Genomic DNA, 22,731 nt, shown 5'->3' on the forward strand with positions numbered 1-22,731 from the left:
GCGTCCGCTGCCGTCGGCGAAGGTTCCGTTTGATCCGCGGGCTTTCGTCGCAAACATCAAACGTCTAATGTTTAGGGGTGACATTGGACCGAACCTCACCGGACGTCTCCCACCGCCTGCCGGACGCCGACCAAGACCGCGCGGCGGCGGAGTTTGCAGACGCGCTGGCGCCTGCGCTGGACGTCCCGGAGCCGGCCGGGAAGCCTACCCCGGAGCCGGCCCAGAAGCCAACCCCGGAGCCGGTTCCTGCCGCCCACCGACGCTGGTTGACCGCGGCGGCGGTGGCCGCCGTCGTCCTCATCGGGCTGAACCTGCGCGCGGGCATTGCCAGCGCGGCGGCGCTGTTCCACGATCTGCAGCAGTTGTTGGGCTACGGGCCGCTGGTCGCTGCGCTGCTGCCGACGGTCCCGGTGCTGTGCTTTGCGCTGGCCGGGGCCGCGACCGCCTGGTTGAGCAGCCGGATGGGGCTGGAACGGGCCATCGCGCTGGCGCTGGCGCTGTTGGCCGCGGGGCTGGGGCTGCGCGGCATCCAGTCCGTCGGCTTCCTGCTGGCGGGCACGGTGGTGTCCATGTCCGGGTTGGCGGTCTGCAACGTGGCGATGCCGACGTTCATCCGCAAGTACTTCGCGCACCGGCCGTCAGCGATGACCGGTACCTACACCATCTCCATGTCCGTCGGAGCAACCGTGGCCGCAGCGGTCAGCGTGCCGCTGGCCATGCAGTTGGATTCGCCGCTGCTCGGTCTGGCCGCTTGGGCGCTGCTGGCCGTCGTCGGGCTGGCGGTCTTCCTGCCCATGACCTTCGTGGGCAGGCGCCAACTGGCTCCCGGGACCCGCGCCCACCTGTCGCCGTGGCCCCTGCTGCGCACGCGGAAGGGCCTGCTGCTGACCGGGCTGTTCACCATCCAGGCGCTGCTGGTCTACACCGTGATGGGCTGGTTCCCGTACATCCTGATCTCCCGCGGGATGGCCCCGGCGGCGGCCGGGCAGACGCTGGCGCTGGTCCAGGTGGTCTCCATTCCCGCTGTCGTCCTGCTGCTGGCGATGGCAGCCCGGCCGGGCCTGCTGCGGCCGGCCTTTATGCTTACCTGCGCCGCCTCGTTGGCCGGCTATCTGGCCCTGCTGGTGCTGCCCGCGGAGCTGGCCGTGGTCCCCGCCGTGCTGATCGGCCTGGGCTTCGGTGTCTTCCCGCTGCTGATGCTGGTGATCAGCCGCGCCGGTTCGGACGCTGCGGAGACCACCGCGCTCTCCACGCTGGCCCAATCGGTGGGCTACCTGTTCGCCGCGCTGGGACCGTTCGGCCTGGGCCTGCTGCATGACGCGCTGGCGGACTGGACCGTTCCGCTGGTGCTGCTGGTGGCCGGCGCGGTGCTGCAGCTACTGCTGGCGCACGGCGTCAGCTCCCTGGTACGGGAGGGGCGGAAATGACCGCGGTTCCGGGGCAGGGCCCCCTGCACCGGCCACCGCTGGCGGAGGAAGTCACCGCGCGGCTGCGCGAGTCCATTGTGGCGGGGCGCTGGCCGCTGGGCGGACGGATTCCGCCGGAGCCGGAGCTGGTGGCCAGCCTGGGGGTCTCCCGCGGCACGCTGCGCGAGGCGGTCAAGGCCCTGGCCCACGCCGGCATGCTGGAGGTCCGGCGCGGCGACGGAACCTATGTGCGCGCCACCAGCGAGATCAGCGGCACCGCCCGCCGTGCTTACCGCGAGTACGACGACGAGGACGTGCTGCAGGTGCGCTTCGCCCTGGACACCCAGGCCGCCCGGCTGGCGGCGCAGGCGCAAGAGTCGTCTGCCAAGGACGACGGCGCCGTAGCGGCGCTGCGCGAGATGCTCGCCCGGCGCCGGCAGGCCTGGGAAGAGCACGATCTGGAGGGCTGGATCGCCGCCGATTGGGACTTCCACCAGGCGGTGGCCGCGGCCTCCGGGAACCCGCTGCTGCACGAGCTGTACTCCAGTTTTGGCGACGTGTTCCACGGGACCAAGATGGCCCAGCGTTTGCGCGACGGCTTCGACGGGTGCCTGCGCGCCGGCCACGAGGACCTCGCGGACGCCATAGAGGCGGGCGATGCCGATGCTGCGGCGCAGACGGTCATCGCCAATCTGCGGTACTGCCTGGAATGGATGCCGCCGCGCAAGCCGTAGTCCCGCGGCGGCGGGCAGCCCGGCCGTAAGCGGGCACCATATCGCGCACCATATCGCGCGGTCAGCGGAGCGCATGGGGCAGGCCACAACCGGCCACCGGTGGGGCTTGTGGCACGATCCCGCGCGGCCGGGGTACCTTGAATCACGAACCCCGGAACGCACGGGAAGCAGGAATGAGGAAAGCTGGCAATGTCCACTTCGACGAAACCGTCAGGAAGCACGCGCAAGACGTGGCTGAAGATCACCGCGGCAGTGGCCGGCGCCGTCGTCGTGCTGTTGCTGTTGGTGTTGCTGGCCAAGTGGCTGCGGACCATGCCGGGCGTGCAGGACTTCCTGGCCGCCTACCCGGGCCGCTCCGAACTTCCCGAGTCGGCCCCGCTGGGGCTGCCGGCCTGGCTGGGCTGGCAGCATTTCCTCAACTTCTTCTTCCTGGTGCTGATCATCCGCACCGGGCTGCAGGTGCGCACCGGCACGCGCTCGCCGGCCTACTGGACGCGCAACAACCAGGGCCTGATCAAGACCAAGAACAAGCCGACCAAGATCACGCTGAATCTCTGGTTCCACCTGACGCTGGATGCGTTGTGGGTGCTCAACGGCATCGTGTTCATGGTGCTGATCTTCGCCACCGGGCACTGGATGCGGATTGTGCCCACCAGCTGGGACATCTTCCCGAACGCGCTCTCCGCGGCCCTGCAGTACGCCTCGCTGGACTGGCCGCTGGAGAACGGCTGGGTGAACTACAACGCGCTGCAGCTGCTGACCTACTTCGCCACCGTCTTCATTGCGGCGCCGCTGGCCATCATTTCCGGCCTCCGGACCTCGGCCGCCTGGCCCAAGAAGGCCGCGGTGAACAAGTACTACCCGATCGAGGCCGCCCGGGCCATCCACTTCCCGGTCATGATCTACTTCGTGGCGTTCATCGTGGTCCACGTGACGCTGGTGCTGGCCACCGGCGCCCTGCGCAACCTCAACCACATGTATGCGGCATCGGACGACGCCGGCTGGGCCGGCTTCTGGATCTTCGCCGCCTCGCTCGCGGTGACGGTGGCGGCGTGGCTCCTGGCCCGGCCGATCTTCCTCCGGCCGATCGCCTCGCTGACCGGCAAGGTCACCTCCCGCTGACGGCTGACGGCTGACGGCTGACGGCTGACGCCTGACGCCTGACCGGCAAGGCCAGCTGCGGCCAACCGCGACACGCTCCAGCCGTTGCCACAACGCCGGGCGCCGCGCCCGGGCACGGCTACACTGCCCACGTGATCACTGTTGCGGCCGTTGCCGCCTGCTGCGTCCTTGCCCTGCTGGCCCTCTTCCAGATCCTGCTTGCCGCAGGCCTGCCCTTGGGCCGGTTCGCGTGGGGAGGCAGCCACCGTGTCCTGCCGGCCAAGTTCCGGATTGGCAGCGCCGTTTCGGTGGTCCTGTATGCCTTCTTTGGGGTCATCATCCTGGACCGGGCGCAGCTTCTGGACGCGCTGCCGCACACCGTGTCTGTGGTGTTGATCTGGGTCCTGACGGCCTACCTTTTCGTGGGCGTCCTGATGAACGCCATCTCGCGGAGCAAGCCCGAGCGGTGGACCATGACGCCGGTGGCCCTGGTGCTGGGCATGCTCAGCCTGGCGGTCGCCCTCGGCTGACGGACTGTCCCCGGCCTTACCGGGAAGACAATGCCGGGGAGACAAAAATCGGGGCTTGCCCCGAGCGCACGGCTGCCTCACGATTGGTTCACTACGGCCAATCAGGAGGCAGCCATGAAGGTTCGTTTCCGCCGCGCGCTGATTGCCCTTGCGATGATTGCCGCGGTTCCGGCGGCCCTCGCCGGCGGCGTGGTCTTCTGGCTGCGCTTCAGCCCTCGGCCGCTGGCGGTTTTGCTTCGGGTGTTGGCCGAGCGGGACGGCCGTCGCACCGCCCGCGCCATGGCCCGCCATGTGCCGGACGGCGTCAGCGAGATCCTGGACCAGCAGTACCTGAGCGACCATGGCCACACCTACCTGGACGTGTTCTTCCCGGACGAGGCAGCACGGGATTCGCTGCGCCTGCCAACTATCGTCTGGATCCACGGCGGAGCGTGGATCTCCGGCACCAAGAACGACGTCGCCAATTACCTTCGGATCCTGGCCTCCTACGGCTTCACCACAGTGGGCGTGGACTACTCGCTAGCGCACAAGCGCCGCTATCCGGCGCCCGTGCGCCAGAGCGCCGCCGCCTTGCGCTATCTGGAGCACAATGCCCAGCGGCTGCACATAGATACCGAGCGGATTGTGCTCGCGGGGGACTCGGCCGGCGCCCAGATCGCGGCGCAGTTGGCGCTGGTGGTCTCCGACCCGGACTATGCCCAAAAGCTGGGCATCGCCTCGCCGACGGCTCCGGACCGGCTGCGCGCGGTGCTGTTGCACTGCGGCGGCTACGATCTGTCGCTAACCGGGGCGGACCAAGCCGGGAACCAGAACTATCTCCGCACCGTGCTGTGGTCCTACACCGGGGCCAAGGATTACCTGGAGCGGCCGTACACCGCCTTGGCCTCGGTTGCCCGGTATGTGAGCGACAAGTTCCCGCCGGCTTTCGTCTCCGCGGGCAATACCGACCCGCTGCTGCCGCACTCGCTGGCGTTGGTCAAGGAGCTGAAGAAGAACGGCACGAAGGTCGAGGAATTCTTCCCGCAGACGGCTGCCGGGCTGGGGCACCAATTCCAGTTCAACCTGGACCTGGAGGCGGCGTGGCGGGCGCTGGAGCGCAGCGTGCACTTCCTCCGCCAGCACACCGGCTGACTGTCCGCGCCTTCCCTGCTAAACGGCGGCGAACTCTTCGGTGTCCACGTCGGCCCGGGTGGCTGCGTTGTAGCGCGGGCCGTGGACGGTGTCTTGGTTGATCAGCGCCTCCAGCCGCTGCAGCACGTCTGCATCCAGTGCCACCTCCGCGGCACCCAGGTCTTCGTCCAAATGGGCGATGCTCCTGGTGCCCGGCAGCGCGATCACGTGCTCTCCGCGGGACAGCACCCAGGCGAGGGCCAGCTGGGCAGGTGAGCAGCCGGCGTCGTCCGCGATGGCACGGAAGCCATCGAGCAGCGTCAGGTTCTGCGGGTAGTTTTCCGGCCAGAAGCGCGGCATGCCGTGGCGGATGTCCTTCTCCGGCAGCGCCGACGGCTCATCCAGGGTGCCGGTGAGGAATCCGCGGGCCAGCGGGCTGAAGGCGACGAAGGCCGTGCCGAGTTCCGCACAGGCTGCCAGCGTTCCCAGTTCCGGGTTGCGCGTCCACAGCGAGTATTCGGTCTGCAGGGCCGCAATCGGGTGCACCGCGTGTGCCCGTCGCAGGGTTGCGGCGGAGACCTCGGACAGGCCGATCGCGCCGATCTTGCCGGCAGCGACCAGCTCGGCCAGCGCGCCGACCGACTCCTCGACGGGGATGGTCTTGTCCCAGCGGTGCAAGTAGTAGAGGTCAATGTGGTCGGTGCGCAGCCGTTGCAGTGCCGCGTCGCAGGTTGCTTTGAGCGTCTCCGGGCGCCCGTCGATGACCCGCCGGCCGGCCACACTGGTCATCCCGCACTTGCTGGCCAGGAAAAACTCGTCCCGCCGCGGGCCCAGCACCTCGCCGATCAGCTCCTCGTTTGCGGTGGCCCCGTACAGCGCGGCGGTGTCGAAGTGCCGCACGCCCGCGTCCAGGGCATGCAGCAGAAGTTTCGCCGCATCCTCGCGGGCCGGCGGGACCCCGTACGCGTGGCTGAGGTTCATGCAGCCCAGCCCGATGCTGCCGACGTCGAGCGTTCCGATCGTTCGCGTAGTCATGCTTTCACGTTACATCTGTCCGGGGACGCACCGTGCCGCGGGCCCGCCGCCGGCTCACTCCTGCCGGCCCGCCGCCGGCTCACTCTCGGCTCACTCCGGCCGGTCCCGGCTGGCCGGGGTGCCCACTTCCTCCGAGAGCGGGATCTCCTTGACGAAGCAGGCGAGCACCAGCGCTGCGAGCACGATCGGCACCGCGTAAAGGTAGATCGGCGGCAGCGCCTGGGCGAAGGCATGCGCGATGAACTCCTGGGTCGGGGCAGGCAGCGATTTGAGCGCAGCGGGGCCGAGCGAACTGAAGCTTTGGCCACCGCCGGAACCAATGGTCGACACCAGGTCGTGCGGCGCCGTCGAGAATTGCTCGGTCAGGCGGCTGATGAAAATAGCGCCGAACAGCGAAATGCCGAAGGTGGCGCCGATCTGGCGGAAGTAGTTGGTGGCCGAGGTGGCCGTGCCCAGATCCCGGCGTCGGACGCTGTTCTGCACGATCAGCACCAGGTTTTGCATGATGGAGCCCAGCCCCAGTCCCAGCACCAGCATCCCGGCGGCGGTGAACGCGTACGGCGTGGTGTCGGAGATCTGCGAGAGCATGACCAGTCCGGCCGCGATCAGTATGGTGCCGATGATCGGGAAGATCTTGTAGCGGCCGGTGCGGGTCACCAGTTGCCCGGTGGCGGTGGTGGCTCCCACCATGCCCGCAGTCATGGGGATCATCATCAGGCCGGACTCGGTGGCGCTGGCGCCGTTGACCATCTGCAAGAACGTGGGCAGATAGGCGATCGCGGAGAACATCGCGATGCCCACGCACACGCCCATCAACGTTGGCAGCGTGAAGTCCCGGTCGCGGAACAGCCGCAGCGGCAGCACCGGTTCCACGGCCCGGCGTTCGGCCAGCACGAACAACACCGAGGCGACCACCGTGACCGCGCCGAGCACGATGATCACCGGGCTGTCCCAGGGGTAGGTGGTCCCGCCCCAGCTGGTGAACAGGATGACGGCCGCACTGGCGACCGCCAGCAGGAAGGTGCCCAGATAGTCCAGCTTGGGCCGCGGACCGCCAGGTTTACGCAGGTGCAGGGTGGTGGAGATGACGGCCAGCGCCGCGGCCCCCAGCGGCAGGTTGATGTAGAAGATCCAGCGCCAGTTCCAATGGTCGGTGATGAACCCGCCCAGCAGCGGTCCGCTGACCGAGGCGAGACCGAACGCCGCCCCGATCAGGCCCATGTACTTGCCCCGCTCGCGCGGCGAAACAAGGTCGCCGATGATCGCTTGGGCGCCGATCATCAACCCGCCGCCGCCAACCCCCTGGATGGCGCGGAAGGCGATCAGCTGCGGCATGCTCTGGGCCATGCCGGAGAGCATGGAGCCGCCCAGGAACACCGCGATCGCGAAGATGAAGATGCTCTTGCGGCCGAACAGGTCGCCGAGCTTGCCATAAATCGGCAGCCCGATGGTGGCGGCCAGAATGTAGGCGGTGATCACCCAGGAGATGTGCTCCAGCCCGTTCAAATCCCCGACGATCGTGGGCAGCGCGGTCGCCACGATGGTCTGGTCCAGCGCGGCCAGCAGGACGGCGAGCATCAGGCCCAGGAACACCACCATGATCCGCGGCTGCGGGGTGGCCGCGCGGTCCCGGATATGGTCCCGGTCCTGATCCGTGCGTGCGGAAACCGGTGCGGTTGAAGGACCGAAGGGCTGAGGGCCCCGGTCCGGGCTGGGAGGAACTGCCATGGTGAAACTTCCTGGCGGTGCGGGTGGCGCAGGCGGCCTGATGATGGTTGCCTGGGGACGCTATCCGCCCCGCGACTGCTACCGTACTGCCGTCCGCGGAGCGGCACAACCCCCGATTTCGGCACGGCTTTCGGCACGGCGCTGACGTAGGCTGGAAGCCTGCCCAGCGAAGGGACACACCAATGGACGACGCCGGATCCCGCCTGATCTTCGGCGCTATGGGTTTGGGCGGTGGCTGGGGGAGCGGCCCGTTGGAGGCAGCCGACATCGCCGCGGCCCACACGGCCGTGGAGGCGGCGGTGGACATCGGCATCAGGATTTTCGACCACGCCGACATCTATGCCCACGGCAAGGCGGAGGCCGCTTTCGGCCGCGTGCTGGCCGAGCGTCCGGACCTCCGGCAAACCATCCAGCTGCAGAGCAAATGCGGCATCCGGCTGCCGGTTCCCGGGCTGGTCGGCCAGTATGACTCATCCCGCGCGGCGATCGTGGCCGGCACCGAGGAGAGCCTGCGCCGCCTGCACACGGATCACTTGGACACGCTGCTGATCCACCGGCCGGATCCGCTGGCCCCGGCCGAAGAGATTGCCGCGGCGTTCAGCGGCCTCAGGCTCGCCGGGAAGGTCCGCCGCCTGGGTGTCTCGAACATGTCCGGCGAGCAGATGCGGTGGCTGCAGACCGCGCTGGACGAGCCACTCACGGTGAACCAACTGGAAATGAGCCTGTACCGGCGGGACTGGCTTGAATCAGGCGTGCTGGTCAACCACCCGGAAGGCGCGGCCGTCAGCTTCCCGCACGGCACCCTGGAGTACTGTGCTGCCCACGCGGTGGAGCTGCAGGCCTGGGGCTCGCTGGCGCGGGGCCGCTACAGCGGCCGGCCGGCGGAGCGTGCCGACGGCGCCGACGGCACCGCTGGCGACGGTGGTGCGGCAGCCGCGGATGGGGCGACGGCTGCTCTGGTCTCCGAATTGGCCCGGGACAAGGGCTGCACGCAGGAAGCGGTGGTGCTGGGCTGGCTGCTGCGCCATCCGGCCCAGATCCGGCCGGTCGTTGGAACCAGCAATGCGGATCGGATCAAGGCCTGCGCCCAGGCCGAGGAGATCGGCGCCGCAATGACCCGGCAGGAATGGTACGCGCTGTGGGTGGCGGCCCGAGGGCGCCCGCTGCCCTAAACGAACGCTGCCCTAGACGAACGCGGGCTGTACCAGCCGGCGGAACGCGGAGTCGTGGAAGACCAGCGGATCGTGGGCGCCGTCGTGCGTGCTCAGTCCGTGTACCTCCAGCAGCACCACCTGATGGTCACCGGCCGGGAACTCCTGATGCACTGAGCAATCCAGCCACAACGCTGCGTCGTTGAGGAATAGCGCGTCCTGGTCGGTGCGGTGCAGGCTCAGCCCGGCGAAGCGGTCGCCGTTCTTGGAAGCAATCTGGCGGCAGACGCCGTCGTGCTCCGTGCCCAGCACCGAAACACCGATCCGGCCGGCGTGCCGGACCAGCGGCCAGGTCCGGGAGGTGTTCTGGACAGCGAACATCACCAGCGGCGGCTCCAGCGAAACGCCCACGGTGAAGGAGGAGGCGACGATGCCTTGCGGCTTGCCGTCGATGACGGCGCAGAGCGCTGCGATTCCGGAGGGAAAGCGCCCGAAGGCGGAGCGCAGGGTGTTCGGGGTCAAGTCGTTGTGCAGGGACATGGCCATCCTTGGGACTCAGGCGCATCCGCTGCTGCCGGAGGATACGCGTACTTGCCTGCCGACAAACCCGGCGGGCCGAATCATCACCTGGAGCACCCCGCTACGGTAGAGGGTTGCCGGCCAACTAGCCAGGGCTGTGAAGTTGGCGCTCGTGATTCATTTCCAAGGTAAGAGCGGGACGTGGCCCCGGTCAAACGCGGGTAACAGTTCGTTAAGAACTCCGTCAAGAACTCCGCGTGCCAGGCATCGGCACGGGGCTCCGCTGCCTTAGGCGTCGACCGGCTGTTCCGCGTCGCGGTGCAGCCGGAACGGATGCGCGGGATAGACGCCCAGAATCCGGATTTCGGTGGTGAAAAATTCCAGTTCCTCGAAGGCATGGACCATTGACTGGTCCTCCGGATGGCCTTCGACGTCCACCATGAACATGGTGGCCGCGAATTCGCCGCCGACCATGTAGCTCTCCAGCCGGGTCATATTGATGCCGTTGGTCGCGAAGCCGCCGAGTGCCTTGTAGAGCGCCGAGGGAACGTTCCGCACCCGGAAGACAAAGCTGGTCACCGCGGGACCGGGCAGCTCCTCGCGGCTGGGCACGGGCCGACGGTCGGCCAGCACCACGAACCGGGTGGTGTTCGTTGGATCGTCTTCCACTTTCTCGGCGAAGACTTCCAAGCCATAAAGTTCTGCGGCCATGGGGGGCGCGAGCGAGACCTTGGTCGGATCGTTCCATTCGGCTACCTCACGGGCGGAGCCGGCGGTATCACCCGCGATGACCGGCGTCAGCCCCAAGCGGCGGATCAGCTTGCGGCACTGTCCCAACGCATGGATGTGGCTGTGCACTTCACGGGCCTGTTCCACCGTGGCCCCCGGAATGCCCAGCAGACTGAAGCGGATGGGCAGGAAGAATTCCTCCACGATCTGCAGCGTGGTCCTGGGCAGCAGGGCATGGATGTCCGCCACCCGGCCGGCGATCGAGTTGTCAATGGGGATCATGGCCAGTTCGGCCTCCCCGCTTGTGACGGCGGCGAAGGCGTCTTCAAAGCTGGCGCACGGCACCGCGTCCCAGCCGGGCCGGACCGCAAGGCACGCCATATGCGAGTTCGAGCCGGGTTCACCTTGGTATGCGATTGCTGGAGCCATGGGCGAAATTATCCCACCGGGACAGCCCGGGGCATTATTCGGCGGGGTCCGGCCGCCGTCACAAAGCCGGAGTGATGGAGCGATACGCCGATACAGTGGAGGGCGTGGAAGGATCCAACCCCCGTGCCGTTGCCCTCTGGCTCGCTGCCGCCGTCGTCGCCCTCTTCGCCGTCAGTCTGACCGTGATGCCGTCCATCATGGGGCTGGACATGATGCCGCCGCTGATCGTAATGTCTGTGGTGCTGCTGATCGGCGCCGGAGCGCTGGCCGGCATGGCTATTGCAGCCAGGCGGTCCGGGAGGCGGTAGGGCCGGCCCCCGGGTCAACCAAAGGGCTGGCCAATAGTGCTGGCTTCGGGGTCGTCCGCAGGACCAACCAGCGGACCCTTCGGCAACAGCCGGCGCGCTCCCGGGCCGTTTTGCCCCAGCCGGTCGGCCGGATTGTTGAGCGTGCAGGTTCGTAAGGAGAGGCAGCCACAGCCGATGCAGCCGGTGAGATCGTCGCGCAACCGCTGCAGTTCATCGATCCGCGCGTCCAGATGATCCCGCCATCCCGCAGACAGCCTCGCCCAGTTGGCCTTGGTGGGCGCCCTGTCCTGTGGCAGCGAGTCCAGCGCCGCCTTGATCTCCCGCAGCGGAATGCCCACCTGCTGCGAGACCCGGATGAACGCGACTCGGCGCAGCATGTGCCGCGGATAGCGCCGCTGGTTTCCGGACGTGCGACGGCTGCTGATCAGCCCTTCCCGTTCATAAAAATGAAGTGCGGAAACGGCAGCCCCGCTGCGCTCGGACAGCTCGCCGGGGGTCAGTTCCTTTAAGTTTGCCGCGGGCATGGTGATGGTCGCCCTCCATCCTCTTGACCTGAAGCCTAGTTGAGGTTGTCCACTGGGGAAATCCCGTAGTTGCGGACTGCAGACCCAAGGAGAAACTATGCACGCAATAGTCCAGCGCGAATTCGGCGGCCCCGAGGTTTTGGTCTACGAGGAGCTTCCGGATCTTGCTCCCCATGCCGGTGAGGTGCGCATTGCCGTCAGCGCCAGCGGTGTGCACTTGCTCGATACCAGCATCCGCAGCGGCACCAACTTCGGTGCGATGCCCCGGCCGGAGCTGCCGATGGTCCCGGGCCGGGAAGTGGCCGGTGTGGTGGACCGGGTGGGGCCAGGGGTGGACGCGCAGTGGCTGGGCAAGCGGGTGGCCGTTCATCTGGGCATGGCCAGCGGCGGCTACGCTGACCAGGCGCTGGCGGCAGTGGACTCCCTGCATGAGCTGACCGCGGGCCTGGGCTTTGACGCCGCGGTCGCTGCGATCGGCACCGGCCGGACCGCCGCCGGCATTCTCGACCAGCTCACGCTGAGCGCCGAGGACACTGTACTGATTCCGTCGGCCGCCGGCGGGCTGGGCATCCTGTTGGTTCAAGCGGCGCGGAACGCCGGGGCCACCGTGATCGGACTTGCCGGCGGGCCGGCGAAGGCGGCCCATGCGCTGAAGGCGGGCGCCGGCGTCGTTATTGATTACCGTGTCCGGGGCTGGCAGCAGCAACTGCGGAAACTCGGCCGCCCCACCGTGGTGTACGACGGCGTGGGCGGAGAGGTGGGGCGGATCGCCTTTGAGCTGCTGGCCGATGGCGGAACCCAACTGGTGTTCGGCTGGTCGTCGGGTGAGGAAAACACGTACCGGCACGAGGGGAAGACGGCGGTCACGGTGTTGGGGCCGGCCCTCACAGCGCGCGTAGGAGGGCTGCGCTCGCTGGAGGCGGAAGCGCTGGAACGCGCGGCGGACGGCACACGGACCCCGCTGACGGACACCGGCTTCCCGCTGTCGCAGGCAGCCGAGGCGCACCGTGCGCTGGAGGCGAGGGAAAGCTTCGGCAAGGTGGTCCTGCTTGCCGACGGGTTAGCAGCCTAGATTCGGGAGTCAAGGCCCGCGGCGGCCCGTGCTGGTGGGCCCAGCCGGCGTGGCGGGTCCTAGTCGAGGTCGGATTCCTGGGTGATGCCGTAGGGCACGTCGTCGCTCAGTTCCACAGTGAACTGCCCGGGTCCGGTGCGGGTGACCAGAATGCCGCAATCGCCGTCGATGGCTGCGATTGATTGCAATTCTTCCACCGCAGCATTGAGGAGGTCGTGGGCCTCGGAGGCCGTCTGTGCCGTCAAAGACTTGGTAGCCAAAGTCGTGGCCATGGTTCTGCCTTTCGTGACCGGAGGCCGCCGCAGAGGAGAAAGTGCGGGATGGGTAGCTTCCGGCCGGAACGTGGTGCCATGCGGAACGGTGCATGGAGGTTTACATTCTGCCATTCCAATGGACATCAGATGAATTTTCAAGCGGCGTGCCGTGTAACTTCTTTCGCGATTCAGCAGCTCTGGCGCGGATTTGGCGGGATCGGCGGCTGAGGAGTGTGGTCAAGAATACGTAGTGGGGACCGACGTAACCGGGGCGGGTTGCCGATAGTGGGAAGCATGAGCTACCGCTACTTCCCGCCAGCTGCCGGCCTGACCGTATGGGGCATTGTCCTCTTTGTTGCTGGAGGTGCGATGAGCGGATGGATGTGGGCCTCGGCAGTCCGCGAGTCCTTCCGGGAGGCCACCAGCGTGTTCTACAGCTCGAACGCGGACGTCTACACCGGCTTTGCGGTGCTGTTCGCGATGGTTTCGATCGCCGGCTTTGTGCTGCTGACGGTAGGGATTTCGCGCGCCGTGAAGCGTGCCGACCAGCGGTACGACGGCTGGTTCCGGACGTTGCAGCTGGGGATCGCGGCCGCACCACACCCGGCGCCGCTGCCGGCGGCTCCGGTTCATGGTCACGGACGCCCTCATTCACCCGGGCCGGGAATCCCACCCACGGGAATCCCAACCACGGAAATCCCACCGATGCCGATGCGCGGGCCCTCGCAGCCCGGCCGGTAGCGGCAGCCATCGAATATTCGGCAGGCGCCCTTTTCGGCGTCGAGAAGGACGTCTGCTGAACAGCGGACCTGCCGGCCCGCACCCAGGGTGTGGGGTTCGCCCCTAAAAAGGGTTCAGCAGCCGGTGGACGAACTGCCGGGTGCGCTCTTCCTGCGGCTCGCGCAGCACCTGATCGGGGTGGCCGCGTTCCACCACCACGCCGCCGTCCATGAACACCACTTCGCTGGCCACTTCCCGGGCGAACGCCAGCTCGTGCGTCACCAGCGCCATGGTCCAGCCTTCGTCGGCCAGTTCCTTGATCACGTGCAACACATCGCCCACCAGTTCGGGGTCCAGCGCCGAGGTCGGCTCGTCGAAGAGCAGCAGCGAGGGTTTAAGCGCCAGCGCCCGGACAATGCCGACCCGCTGCTGCTGTCCGCCGGAGAGCTGGTGCGGGTACTGGTCTTCCTTGCCGGTCAGCCCCACGCGTTCCAACAGCGACATGGCCTCACGTACAGCTTCGGCCCGGGGCCGCTTCTGGACCTGGACCGGACCCTCGATGATGTTCTGCAGGACGGTCATGTGCGGAAACAGGTTGTAGTGCTGGAACACCATGGCGCTGCGGTCCCGCAGCTCGGAGATCTGCTTGCGGCCCACGGGCGAGCCGAAGTCCACGGCGGGTCCGCCTGCGAAGCCGACCCGTCCGCCGTCGGGAATCTCCAAGCCGTTCAGGCACCGCAGCACGGTGGTCTTGCCGGAGCCGGAGGGGCCGATCAGCGCCAGCACGCCTCCGGTCTGCACCGACAGGTCGATGGACGTCAGCACCTGGTTGCCGCCGAAGGACTTACGCAGACCCTCGACGGAGAGCACAGGATCGGCTGGGGCGCCGGAGGCCGACGCCGTGGGCGGAACTTCAATGGGCGACATAGCGGTCCAGCCTCTTCTCAAGTCGAGTCTGCCCGGCGGACAGGACCAGGCAGAACACCCAGTAGACCACCGCGGCCTCCATGTACAGCAGCAGGAACTCCTGGCTGAAGGCTGCGATTTCCTGGGCCACCCGGAACGCTTCGGTGACCAGAATCAGCGAGGCGAGGGACGTGTCCTTGACCAGCGAAATGAAGGTGTTGGACAGCGGCGGCACGGAGACCCGGGCCGCCTGCGGCAGGACGATGCGCCGGAGCGTGGTGGTGCGGGCCATGCCGATGGTGTGTCCGGCTTCCCACTGGCCCTTCGGCACGGACAGGATCGCCGCCCTGATCACCTCTGCCGCGTAGCCGCCCACATTCATCGAGAACGCGATGATCGCGCTGGGCCACGGTTCGAGCACCACGCCGATGCTCGGCAGGCCGTAGAAGATCACGAACAGCTGGACCAGCAGGGGAGTGCCGCGGATGACCGAGATGTAGGCCCGGGCGGCACCGGCCAAGATCCGGTTGCCGCTGATCCGCATCAACGCGAGGAGGAGCGCCAGGACCAAGCCGATGGCGAAACTGGCCAGCGACAGCGGGATGGTGCCGGTCAGCCCGCCCTGGACGATAGGCCAGAACGAACTGCGCAGCAGCTCCCAGTCGATGTTCATACGGCTACGTTAGCGTCTTGCCCCTGCCCGTTTACTTGGTCCGTTTACTTGGTGACGTCTGCGCCGAAGTACTTCTCGGAGATTTTGGCCAGCGTACCGTCGTCGCGCAGCTCCCCGAGCGCCTTGTCAAAGGCCTCCACCAGATCCTCGCTGCCCTTCCGGAAGGTGAAGGCGCTCTGCGACTCTTCATCGGTTTCCGCGGCCACCTTGATGTTCTGGTTGTCATGGCTGGCCTGGTAATCCAGGTACGTGAGCTTGTCGTTGACGGTGGCGTCCACGCGGCCCTGCTCCAGCAGCGAAACGGCCTGCGCCCAGCCCTCGACGGCCTGGACCTTGGCGCCGGCCTGCTTGGCGAGCTCATACCAGTTGCTGGTGAGCGACTGGGCGCTGGTCTTGCCGTTGAGGTCGGCCAGCGAGGAAATATCGCTGTTATCGCTCTTCACGACGACGACGCCGGTGCTCACCGTGTAGGGGTCGGAGAAGTCGTACTTGGCCTGGCGCTCTTCGTTGATGGAGACCTGGTTGGCGATCACATCGAACCGGCCGGCATCCAAGCCGGCGAAGATGGCGTCCCACTGGGTCTCTTCGAACTTCACGTCCACGCCGAGCTTATCCGCTACGGCCTTGACGATCTCGACGTCGTAACCGGTCAGGTCGCCTTGGCCGCCCTCGTGGAAGCTGAACGGGCGGTAGGTGCCCTCGGTCCCCACGGTGATCACGCCGGCGTCCTGGATCTCCTGAAGCGAGCTGGCTGCGGCGGAGGTCGACGGCTGCGACTCCGACGGCGAGGAGGTGCTGCAGCCGGCCAGCACCAGGGCGGCAGCTGCGGCGGCACCGAGTACGGACAAACGACGACGAATCATGGTGGAAATTCCTTGTGGTCTAGGACGGTAAGCCTGCCGGTGGGGTGGCCGGCGGACGCTGAACGCTAGCACGTACAACAACCGCGACCTCAAGATATGTTCCGAACTGTGTCGATACTGTGAGCAGCCGCACGCCGCCCGGGACGCGGCGGCACGCAGCCGCACCGTCGCCCGGCGGCACGCACCGCCGTCGTCCTTGGTCAGTCCGCCGCTACCCGGACCCGCAGTGCGCCCGGATCCACGCGCATGGAGAGCCGGGAACCCAGGCCAATATGGTCCCCGTCCAGCTGCATCTCCTGTGGCCGGCCGGCGGTGATCTCCACTTCCTTGCCCTGGTAGTAGTCCACCGACGGGTCCACGCTCCGGCCGCGCTTGGCCAGCCCGGCCAGCACGCCGAGCCAGCCGAGCCGGCCGCGCGGGGAAATGGTCATGATGTCCAATAGCCCGTCATCGATCTGCGCACCGGGGAACATCTCGAATCCGCCCTGGATCTTGCCGCAGTTACCGCCCATCACGCTGCGCATCCGCAGGGTGATGGGTTTGCCGCCGTCGATGGACAGCGTGGCACGGACCGGCTTGCCCGGGAGATTGCGCAAACCGGCTTCCACGTAGGCGAGCCAACCGATTCGGTCCTTGAGCCCGTCGTCCGTGCCGCCAATGACGGCGGCGTCAAAGCCGAGTCCGGCCATGACCAGGAACACCGCGCCGCTGCCCGAGTCGTCCACCTTGGCCAGCACCGCGTCGATAGGCCGGTCGCGGCCGGCCAACGCGATGCGCACCGCGGTCTCCGGGTCGTCCACCGGCAGGTCCAGATTGCGTGCCAGCAGGTTGCCGGTGCCCAGCGGGATCACGCCCAGCGGCGTGTCCGTTCCGGCCAGCCGCCCGGCCACGCGCCGCACGGTGCCGTCGCCGCCGGCCGCGATGACAAGGTCGACTCCGGCTTCCATCGCCTGCTGCGTCTGTCCGGCACCGGGGTCCTCCAGCGTGGTTTCCAGCCACAGCGGCGGCTGCCAGCCGGTTTCGGCGCACGCGCCTTCGACCAGCGCCACTAGATCAAAGCTGAACTTCTTCGATGGATTCCAGACCACCGCGGCACGGCGGGAGCCTGAGGGGGCGAATTCGGTCATGATGTCCTTTACCTGGGTCCTGTCCGGCCGGCCGTGGCCTTGCAACCCGACGAAACCCATTCAAGCAGCATTCGCCGGGCGCGGTCCGGCTCGACATCGCCCCGGGGCGATAATAAGTTCGAACAGGACACTCTCGGATCCAGGAGAAGAATGCTTCGGCGCGCACTTGCACTCATCATGGCCCTGCTGCTGACGGTGGCGATAGCTGCTTGTGCACCCGAGCGGGAATCGCCGGACCCAACCGCCCAGGCGCTGGCCGAAGGGCTGGCCGCCAAAGACGTCTCGGCGGTGGCCTTCGCCGATGCCACCGGTGCCCAGGTGCAGGAGCAGTTAGCCGCGCTGACCAAGGATATGGACGCGTGGCAGCCCGACGTCACCGTGACCGGCGTCGAAGAAGTCGAATCCAACCTGTTCCGGGCCACCCTTTCCTATGACTGGCCGGTGCCGGACTCGGAGCAGGGCTGGAGCTACACCACGACGGCGGACCTGCATTATGCGGACGACCGCTGGCAGGTGCGGTGGACACCGCAGGTCCTCGAACCCTCGCTGGCGGAGGGCGAGCGGCTGGTGCTGGCCACCAAAGAGCCACAGCGCGGCCAGATCCTCGACGCCGACGGCGAAGCGATCGTCAAGAACCGCCCGGTCAAGATTGTCGGGATCGACAAGACCGGGCTGGACGAATCAACCGCAGAGGACTCCGCCCGCGAGCTGGCAGCGCTGGTCGAGATTGACGCCGCAGGCTACGCGAAAAAGGTTGCCGCCTACGGGCCGGAGGCCTTCGTTGACGCGATTACCCTTCGCGAGGGCGCCTTCAAGGAACTGGACCAGGGGAAGCTGGAGGACATCGACGGGTCCCTGGCCGTGGACGACCAGATCCCGCTGGCGCCCAGCCGCACCTTCGCCGGGCCGGTGCTGGGCTCTGTCCGGGAGGCCACGGCAGAGGACATCGAGAAGTCCGAAGGCAAGGTGGTGGCGGGCGAGACGGTCGGCTCGTCCGGTCTGCAGGCGGCGTTCAACAAGGAGCTCTCCGGCACCCCGGGAACTACGGTCTCCGCCGTCGCGCAGCCGGCCGAAGAAGGCGCCGAAGCGCCGACCCGCCAGCTGTTTCACCAGGACCCGGCCGACGGCACGAACCTGAAGACCACGCTGGTGCCTGACCTGCAGTCCGCCGCCGAGGACATTCTGGCCGACACCAAGTCGCCGAGTTCGATCGTCGCGTTGAGGCCGTCCACGGGTGCAGTCCTGGCGGCCGCCAACGGGCCGGACAGCGAAGGCTACAACACCGCGTTCCTGGGTCAGTACGCGCCCGGTTCCACCTTCAAGATCGCCACGGCTCTGGGCCTGCTGCGCAACGGCATGACTCCGGATTCCACCGTCACCTGCGACCCGGACCTGGTGGTGGACGGCCGCACCTTCGAGAACGCGGACAGCTACCCCGCGGCCTTCACCGGCAAGATCACTTTGACCGAGGCCATCGCCCACTCCTGCAATACGGCGTTCATCTCCGAACACGAGGAGCTCTCGCAGGACCAGCTCGCGGATGCCGCCGGTGCCCTGGGCGTCGGCATGACGGCCAACCCCGGGATCGAGGCCTTCCTGGGCACTGTGCCGCGCGAAGACTCCGAGGGCACCGCTCACGCCGCCTCGATGATCGGCCAGTCCCGCATGCAAACGTCGCCGCTGTCGCTCGCCACCCTGATGGCGGCCGTGGTGAAAGGCGAATCCGTGGTGCCTACCTTGGTGGACGGACACGATCCCCAAGCCAAGCTTCCGGACGTGCCGAAGCTGACCGAAAAGGAGGCCGAGCAGCTGCGCACCATGATGCGCTCGGCCGTGGTGGACGGCTACTTGGCCAATCTGGCGGACCTGCCCGGCAAGCCCGCGATCGGCAAGACCGGAACCGCCGAATACGGCTCCGAGGACCCGCCGCAGACCCACTCCTGGGTGATCGCCGGCCATGGCGACCTTGCCATTGCGGTGTTCGTGGAGGACGGCAAGCTCGGCGCCGAGACGGCCGGCCCGCTGGCCGAGGCCTTCCTGGAAGCCGCTGCCGGCTAACCCACCGCCTGCGGTACCGCCTACCAGCGGTGAGCCACATCGACCACCAGCCGGGACATGTTGCCCGGGCCATCCAGGCTAAAAACCCTGAACGGCAGCCGGGCGCGCACGCCCAGGCCGATGGTGGTGTAGCCTTCGAAGCTTCCGCCCCAGGCGAGCTGGCGGAACGTGGTGTAGCCACGGACGTTGGCCAGTTCCTTCGGGTTGGCGGGACGGTAGGTGGCGCGGCCGCTCGAATTGTAGGCCGGCGCCCTAACGACCACGGCCAGGTCGGCGCCGCCGCGCAGCGGGATCACGCGGCCGGAGCCCTGCGCCCGCACCGTTCCGTAACGAACGGAGTAGCCGGCAACATCACCGCGGATGCTGATGACCATGCGGTCGTAGCAGGTGTGCCGTCCAGTGCGGACATTCGTGATCGGGGCGGTGGTGCTCCCGGGCGCGGATTTTGCCCCCGATCCCCAGGAAATCCCGCAGTAGGGAGCGGCGGCCGCGGGGCCCGGTGCCACCAATCCCAGGCCCAGGACCAGCAGGATCACGGAAAGCCATGTGGGGAGCTTCCTCATGGCGCACGCCTTTCATCGGGGGAGCGATGCCCTCAGGATAGAAGCGTTTTTAGGCGCCGGACCGGGCGGATTCGAGATGACGCTGAAACCGTTACGGAGCGCTGATTCCGCCGGCGTTTCCTTGATCTTCCGGTGACCAGTCCGTGTCCCGTCCGACTGGGAAACCGGACTGTTACGCGGATACGTAACATAAATCACAATGCTGTAGTTTGTGCGCGACGAGTGGCATACTTTCAGCGTTAGCCGGTTACGGACCCCCATCATTACCGGGCCGGCGAATCCCCCAAGAGCCAGCCCCGCGTGAACACCCCGCGGGGCTGGCCGATTTAAACGTCACACCGGGCTGCTGGCGTTGGGAAGCCGGCGTCAGTCAGCCCTGACGTCCATCACCACGGCTGAAGTGATCCGGCGCAGGTCGTCGAAGCCGATCGAGAACATCGCCCGATGATCACCGGCGCCGGCCCACAGCACGGGATGGCCGGCCAGGGACCGGTCCAGCACCGTGCGGATCGTCGCGGGGTGTCCCACCGGTGCCACCCCGCCGATGGCTTGGCCGGTGTGCGTCAGGACGAAGTCCGCATCGGCCCGCCGGATGCGGTCCAGTCCCAGCTCGGCCGCTACCAGCTTCGTGTCCACCCGTGCTGCTCCGCTGGCCAGGATCAGCAGCGGGCTGCCGCCGGAATCGAACACCAGGCTGTTGGCGATGGCCGCCACGTCGCAGTCCAGCACCCTGGCCGCTTCGGCCGCGGTGGGAACCTCGTCGTCGAACACCGTGACGGTATCCGCAACACCACGTTCCACCAAGGCAGTCCGGACGGCGGCTACTGGGTTATTCATGACCCGATCGTACCCAAGGGGCCGGAGCCTCAGCCCACGTCGAAGCCGTTGAGCCCGCCCGTCGCGGCCGCGTAGGTTTTCTCAACGCGCCTGACCCGGCCCGGCGCGTTGCCGGATTCGAGTGCCGACACCAGCTGCTCGACTGCATCCTGCGGGCCCTCGGCCACCACGCCGACGGTTCCGTCGGGCTGGTTCACCGCCGATCCGACCAGCCCCAGCTGCTCGGCCTGGTCTCGAGTCCAGTAGCGGAAGCCCACGCCCTGGACCCGACCGCTCACGGTCGCGCTGAGGCGCACGTTCCCGCTGATCCCGTGCTGTGCGTCCAAGCGTCCCTCCTCGCGGATCTGCGTCCAGCGTACGACGACGGCGGCTCGCCTCAGGGGGTGCCGAAACCAGCGGTGCCGAAACCAGTGGTGCCGGAACCATAGGGGCGGGTGATTGCCTCCAGAAAATGGCCGGACGGGTCGGTGAAGTAGACGCCGCGGCCGCCGTCGTTGTGGTTGATCTGCCCAGGCCGACTCCTCGCTGGGTCGGCCCAGTAGTCGATTCCAGCCGACTGGATGCGCGCGAAGACTCCGTCGAACTCGTCTTCGCTGACCAGGAAGGCATAGTGCTGGGGTTGGACGCTCCCGTCCGAGTCGGCGTAGTCCAGCGCCACGCCGCCCTCCAGGGTGACCGTCATGAAGTATCCGAACATCGGCTGCGGCGGACTGAGTCCAAAGATCTCGGCGAAGAATTCAGCCGACGCTTTCTTATCCGCGGCATACACAATGGTGTGGTTGAACGAGACGGCCATGAGGCTCTCCGGTTGCGGTGTCCGGACCTCTCCCGTCCGGCGGTTCCCGGTCTATTCAACTCCGCGACCGGCTGTTGGACAAGGTCCGACTGGAACCGTCATGGCGCCTTAACGCAGTAACGGACGAACCGGCACAGCAGTGGGTGCCGGCGTCGTCCGCCTGTGGGGGTGGTGGTGCCGCTCTTTACGCCTGCTGGCTGGGCAAACGCCAGACCGTGCAATCCTGGGTGCTGATGGCGCGCCGAGAGCCGTCGGCGTCGTCGCGGATCCAGACCAAGCCGACACCCGGCGCGGTGCGGTCGACGCGGCCCCGGTACTGGACGGCGTTGTCCATGCGGGCCTCGACCGAATCGCCGCGGCGCAGATGCCCGAGGTTGCGGATCCTTGTGGGGGTGGAATTGACCTGCGGGGACTGACTTGTTGTGGATAGTGTCATGCATGACCTCCTGTGTAGCGGGCGGTAAAGGCGTGCCCTAGTAGGCCGGATCAGCGGTGAGGCCGGCCTGCCGCGGCAACGTTCGGGGACTGCTGGTTAGGCAAAAAGGCCGGTTCATACCGGCTGCAGAAAGGCGCTAACAATGGGGGCGGGGGAGCAAAGCGGCAGGGCGCGGGAAAGAACTTCTCCGCTGATCTCCTGCTCCAAGCATGCTGATCCCTCAATAGTCCATTCGCAGTTTCGGTTAAGGGAACGGGCCTCCAATCGGGTTTATTCCGATGCGGGCAAAAAAGTTTGGCTCCCCGGACGTTGTTCCGGGCGGACTTTACTCACCGGGCCGGCGGAGGAAACCTGCTTGGTGAACCGGAGGCCAGGCTTTTGTAGTGCCCAGATCAGGGAGTGCCCCGGGGCGGCAGCTGCTGCAGCGACCAGGTGTTGCCGTCCGGGTCGCTGAAATACACGAAGTGTCCCCAGGGCTGTTCGTCCACGTCACTGGCTTCGACACCGCGGCCGAGGAGTTCCTCCCGTGCTGCCCGTGCGTCGGCGACTACCATCTGCAGGCCTTGCTGCGAGCCGGGTGCCATCTGGGTGATGCCATCGCCAATGACAATGGAACAGGCTGATCCGGGAGGCGTGAGCTGCACGAACCTCAACTCCGGATTCACCTGGTAATCGTGGTCGGCGTTGAAGCCCACCTGTTCCACGTAGAACTTCTTGGCGCGGTCGACGTCGGTGACCGGCACGGCAACGAGTTCGAGTTTCATGTCCATGTCGGACACGCTAGCGTCGGCATGGATGTAGGGATAGGGGCAAGCCTCCGCCCGCGGTCAGTTCCTGTCCCTAGCCAGGCAGAGCTGGTACCCCTCGGACTTTTCGAACAGGCTGCGCGGGTGTGAACCGTTATTGGCGAGCCAGACGATGTCCGCATCGAGGGTTACCGCATCAATCCGTCCGGTCCGCAGCATCATCCCGTCCTTGTGGACTTCCACCAGGGTGCCGGGAACCAAGTCCCAGTTTTCGAGCGGGTTATCAGGCATGTTGTGCTCCTCAAGTCGGGTCAACGCCGATGCATCTACCTCGACAATGCGGGCGGTGTGTGGCGGCCACAAGGGGACCCGCCCG

27 protein-coding genes and 1 riboswitch are annotated in these 22,731 nt (G+C 67.3%); of the genes, 10 read left to right on the forward strand and 17 right to left on the reverse strand.

The window, feature by feature from the left end; all coding sequences use genetic code 11:
- Window positions 1-77: 77 nt before the first annotated feature.
- From MNQ99_RS03155 to MNQ99_RS03175, 5 genes are all read left to right on the forward strand, one after another.
- Window positions 78-1,427, forward strand: a complete 1,350-nt coding sequence (locus MNQ99_RS03155; RefSeq protein ID WP_241914419.1) for an MFS transporter — start codon at window positions 78-80, stop codon at window positions 1,425-1,427.
- On the forward strand, window positions 1,424-2,140 hold the full coding sequence (locus tag MNQ99_RS03160) for a FadR/GntR family transcriptional regulator (RefSeq protein WP_127512429.1): 717 nt from the start codon (window positions 1,424-1,426) through the stop codon (window positions 2,138-2,140). Before MNQ99_RS03155 ends, MNQ99_RS03160 begins: the two co-directional genes overlap by 4 nt.
- Window positions 2,141-2,329: 189 nt before the next feature.
- Complete coding sequence (locus MNQ99_RS03165) at window positions 2,330-3,262, forward strand: cytochrome b/b6 domain-containing protein (protein WP_241914420.1); 933 nt, start codon at window positions 2,330-2,332, stop codon at window positions 3,260-3,262.
- A 131-nt stretch (window positions 3,263-3,393) separates the two neighbouring features.
- Entirely contained in the window at window positions 3,394-3,771 is a 378-nt protein-coding gene (locus tag MNQ99_RS03170; RefSeq protein WP_241914421.1) for a hypothetical protein, read from the forward strand.
- A gap of 114 nt (window positions 3,772-3,885) precedes the next feature.
- A complete protein-coding gene (locus MNQ99_RS03175; RefSeq protein WP_164745415.1) occupies window positions 3,886-4,902 on the forward strand; it encodes an alpha/beta hydrolase in 1,017 nt (338 codons plus the stop codon).
- A gap of 18 nt (window positions 4,903-4,920) precedes the next feature.
- On the opposite strand, the gene MNQ99_RS03180 is transcribed toward MNQ99_RS03175, so the two are convergent.
- Together MNQ99_RS03180 and MNQ99_RS03185 are read right to left on the reverse strand one after the other, a co-directional pair.
- Window positions 4,921-5,916, reverse strand: a complete 996-nt coding sequence (locus tag MNQ99_RS03180; RefSeq protein WP_241914422.1) for an aldo/keto reductase — start codon at window positions 5,914-5,916, stop codon at window positions 4,921-4,923.
- Between the two features lie 90 nt (window positions 5,917-6,006).
- Window positions 6,007-7,644 (reverse strand): MDR family MFS transporter, encoded by a 1,638-nt coding sequence (locus tag MNQ99_RS03185; RefSeq protein WP_241914423.1) that lies wholly within the window; start codon window positions 7,642-7,644, stop codon window positions 6,007-6,009.
- A 182-nt stretch (window positions 7,645-7,826) separates the two neighbouring features.
- Here MNQ99_RS03185 and MNQ99_RS03190 point away from each other — a divergent pair, with 182 nt between their 5' ends.
- Window positions 7,827-8,816, forward strand: a complete 990-nt coding sequence (locus MNQ99_RS03190; protein WP_241914424.1) for an aldo/keto reductase — start codon at window positions 7,827-7,829, stop codon at window positions 8,814-8,816.
- A 12-nt stretch (window positions 8,817-8,828) separates the two neighbouring features.
- On the opposite strand, the gene MNQ99_RS03195 is transcribed toward MNQ99_RS03190, so the two are convergent.
- On the reverse strand, window positions 8,829-9,335 hold the full coding sequence (locus MNQ99_RS03195; RefSeq protein WP_241914425.1) for a flavin reductase family protein: 507 nt from the start codon (window positions 9,333-9,335) through the stop codon (window positions 8,829-8,831).
- A gap of 42 nt (window positions 9,336-9,377) precedes the next feature.
- A riboswitch (SAM riboswitch) is annotated at window positions 9,378-9,492 on the reverse strand.
- Between the two features lie 110 nt (window positions 9,493-9,602).
- A complete protein-coding gene (locus MNQ99_RS03200; protein WP_241914426.1) occupies window positions 9,603-10,472 on the reverse strand; it encodes a prephenate dehydratase in 870 nt (289 codons plus the stop codon).
- Between the two features lie 104 nt (window positions 10,473-10,576).
- Here MNQ99_RS03200 and MNQ99_RS03205 point away from each other — a divergent pair, with 104 nt between their 5' ends.
- Window positions 10,577-10,780, forward strand: a complete 204-nt coding sequence (locus MNQ99_RS03205; protein WP_241914427.1) for a hypothetical protein — start codon at window positions 10,577-10,579, stop codon at window positions 10,778-10,780.
- A 14-nt stretch (window positions 10,781-10,794) separates the two neighbouring features.
- On the opposite strand, the gene soxR is transcribed toward MNQ99_RS03205, so the two are convergent.
- A complete protein-coding gene (gene soxR / locus MNQ99_RS03210; protein ID WP_241914428.1) occupies window positions 10,795-11,304 on the reverse strand; it encodes a redox-sensitive transcriptional activator SoxR in 510 nt (169 codons plus the stop codon).
- Window positions 11,305-11,401: 97 nt separating this feature from the next.
- On the opposite strand from soxR, the gene MNQ99_RS03215 reads away from it, so the two are divergent.
- Window positions 11,402-12,376, forward strand: coding sequence for a zinc-binding dehydrogenase (locus tag MNQ99_RS03215; RefSeq protein WP_241914429.1), 975 nt, complete (start codon window positions 11,402-11,404; stop codon window positions 12,374-12,376).
- Between the two features lie 59 nt (window positions 12,377-12,435).
- On the opposite strand, the gene MNQ99_RS03220 is transcribed toward MNQ99_RS03215, so the two are convergent.
- Window positions 12,436-12,648 carry a hypothetical protein gene (locus tag MNQ99_RS03220; RefSeq protein ID WP_127512440.1) on the reverse strand — a complete coding sequence of 71 codons (213 nt, stop codon included), beginning with the start codon at window positions 12,646-12,648 and terminating at the stop codon, window positions 12,436-12,438.
- Window positions 12,649-12,924: 276 nt separating this feature from the next.
- Here MNQ99_RS03220 and MNQ99_RS03225 point away from each other — a divergent pair, with 276 nt between their 5' ends.
- On the forward strand, window positions 12,925-13,371 hold the full coding sequence (locus MNQ99_RS03225; protein ID WP_241914430.1) for a hypothetical protein: 447 nt from the start codon (window positions 12,925-12,927) through the stop codon (window positions 13,369-13,371).
- A gap of 102 nt (window positions 13,372-13,473) precedes the next feature.
- On the opposite strand, the gene MNQ99_RS03230 is transcribed toward MNQ99_RS03225, so the two are convergent.
- From MNQ99_RS03230 to MNQ99_RS03245, 4 genes are all read right to left on the reverse strand, one after another.
- The gene (locus MNQ99_RS03230) at window positions 13,474-14,277 is read right to left on the reverse strand and encodes an amino acid ABC transporter ATP-binding protein (RefSeq protein WP_277883592.1); all 804 of its coding nucleotides are present in this window, start codon (window positions 14,275-14,277) and stop codon (window positions 13,474-13,476) included.
- Window positions 14,264-14,929 carry an amino acid ABC transporter permease gene (locus tag MNQ99_RS03235; protein WP_241914431.1) on the reverse strand — a complete coding sequence of 222 codons (666 nt, stop codon included), beginning with the start codon at window positions 14,927-14,929 and terminating at the stop codon, window positions 14,264-14,266. Before MNQ99_RS03235 ends, MNQ99_RS03230 begins: the two co-directional genes overlap by 14 nt.
- Window positions 14,930-14,973: 44 nt before the next feature.
- Window positions 14,974-15,792: an amino acid ABC transporter substrate-binding protein gene (locus MNQ99_RS03240; RefSeq protein WP_241914432.1), complete on the reverse strand. Its 819-nt coding sequence runs from the start codon at window positions 15,790-15,792 to the stop codon at window positions 14,974-14,976.
- Between the two features lie 200 nt (window positions 15,793-15,992).
- Window positions 15,993-16,919: a diacylglycerol/lipid kinase family protein gene (locus MNQ99_RS03245; RefSeq protein WP_127512444.1), complete on the reverse strand. Its 927-nt coding sequence runs from the start codon at window positions 16,917-16,919 to the stop codon at window positions 15,993-15,995.
- A gap of 150 nt (window positions 16,920-17,069) precedes the next feature.
- Here MNQ99_RS03245 and MNQ99_RS03250 point away from each other — a divergent pair, with 150 nt between their 5' ends.
- Entirely contained in the window at window positions 17,070-18,977 is a 1,908-nt protein-coding gene (locus MNQ99_RS03250; RefSeq protein ID WP_241914433.1) for a penicillin-binding transpeptidase domain-containing protein, read from the forward strand.
- A gap of 20 nt (window positions 18,978-18,997) precedes the next feature.
- Here the strand turns inward: MNQ99_RS03250 and MNQ99_RS03255 are convergent, their stop codons facing one another.
- The 7 genes from MNQ99_RS03255 to MNQ99_RS03285 all read right to left on the reverse strand — a co-directional run bounded on the left by MNQ99_RS03255 (window position 18,998) and on the right by MNQ99_RS03285 (window position 22,646).
- The gene (locus MNQ99_RS03255; protein WP_241914434.1) at window positions 18,998-19,540 is read right to left on the reverse strand and encodes an AMIN-like domain-containing (lipo)protein; all 543 of its coding nucleotides are present in this window, start codon (window positions 19,538-19,540) and stop codon (window positions 18,998-19,000) included.
- A 366-nt stretch (window positions 19,541-19,906) separates the two neighbouring features.
- The gene (locus MNQ99_RS03260; protein ID WP_241914435.1) at window positions 19,907-20,377 is read right to left on the reverse strand and encodes a YbaK/EbsC family protein; all 471 of its coding nucleotides are present in this window, start codon (window positions 20,375-20,377) and stop codon (window positions 19,907-19,909) included.
- 29 nt (window positions 20,378-20,406) lie between these two features.
- Window positions 20,407-20,703, reverse strand: a complete 297-nt coding sequence (locus MNQ99_RS03265; protein ID WP_241914436.1) for an acylphosphatase — start codon at window positions 20,701-20,703, stop codon at window positions 20,407-20,409.
- 50 nt (window positions 20,704-20,753) lie between these two features.
- Window positions 20,754-21,173: a VOC family protein gene (locus MNQ99_RS03270; protein WP_241914437.1), complete on the reverse strand. Its 420-nt coding sequence runs from the start codon at window positions 21,171-21,173 to the stop codon at window positions 20,754-20,756.
- Between the two features lie 184 nt (window positions 21,174-21,357).
- Window positions 21,358-21,609, reverse strand: a complete 252-nt coding sequence (locus tag MNQ99_RS03275) for a hypothetical protein (protein WP_127512450.1) — start codon at window positions 21,607-21,609, stop codon at window positions 21,358-21,360.
- Between the two features lie 392 nt (window positions 21,610-22,001).
- Entirely contained in the window at window positions 22,002-22,379 is a 378-nt protein-coding gene (locus MNQ99_RS03280; RefSeq protein ID WP_127512451.1) for a glyoxalase superfamily protein, read from the reverse strand.
- Window positions 22,380-22,436: 57 nt separating this feature from the next.
- Complete coding sequence (locus MNQ99_RS03285) at window positions 22,437-22,646, reverse strand: hypothetical protein (RefSeq protein ID WP_241914438.1); 210 nt, start codon at window positions 22,644-22,646, stop codon at window positions 22,437-22,439.
- Window positions 22,647-22,731 lie beyond the last annotated feature (85 nt).

Origin of the sequence: Arthrobacter sulfonylureivorans, from assembly GCF_022637435.1 — a bacterium.
Taxonomy (GTDB): Bacteria; Actinomycetota; Actinomycetes; order Actinomycetales; family Micrococcaceae; genus Crystallibacter; species Crystallibacter sulfonylureivorans.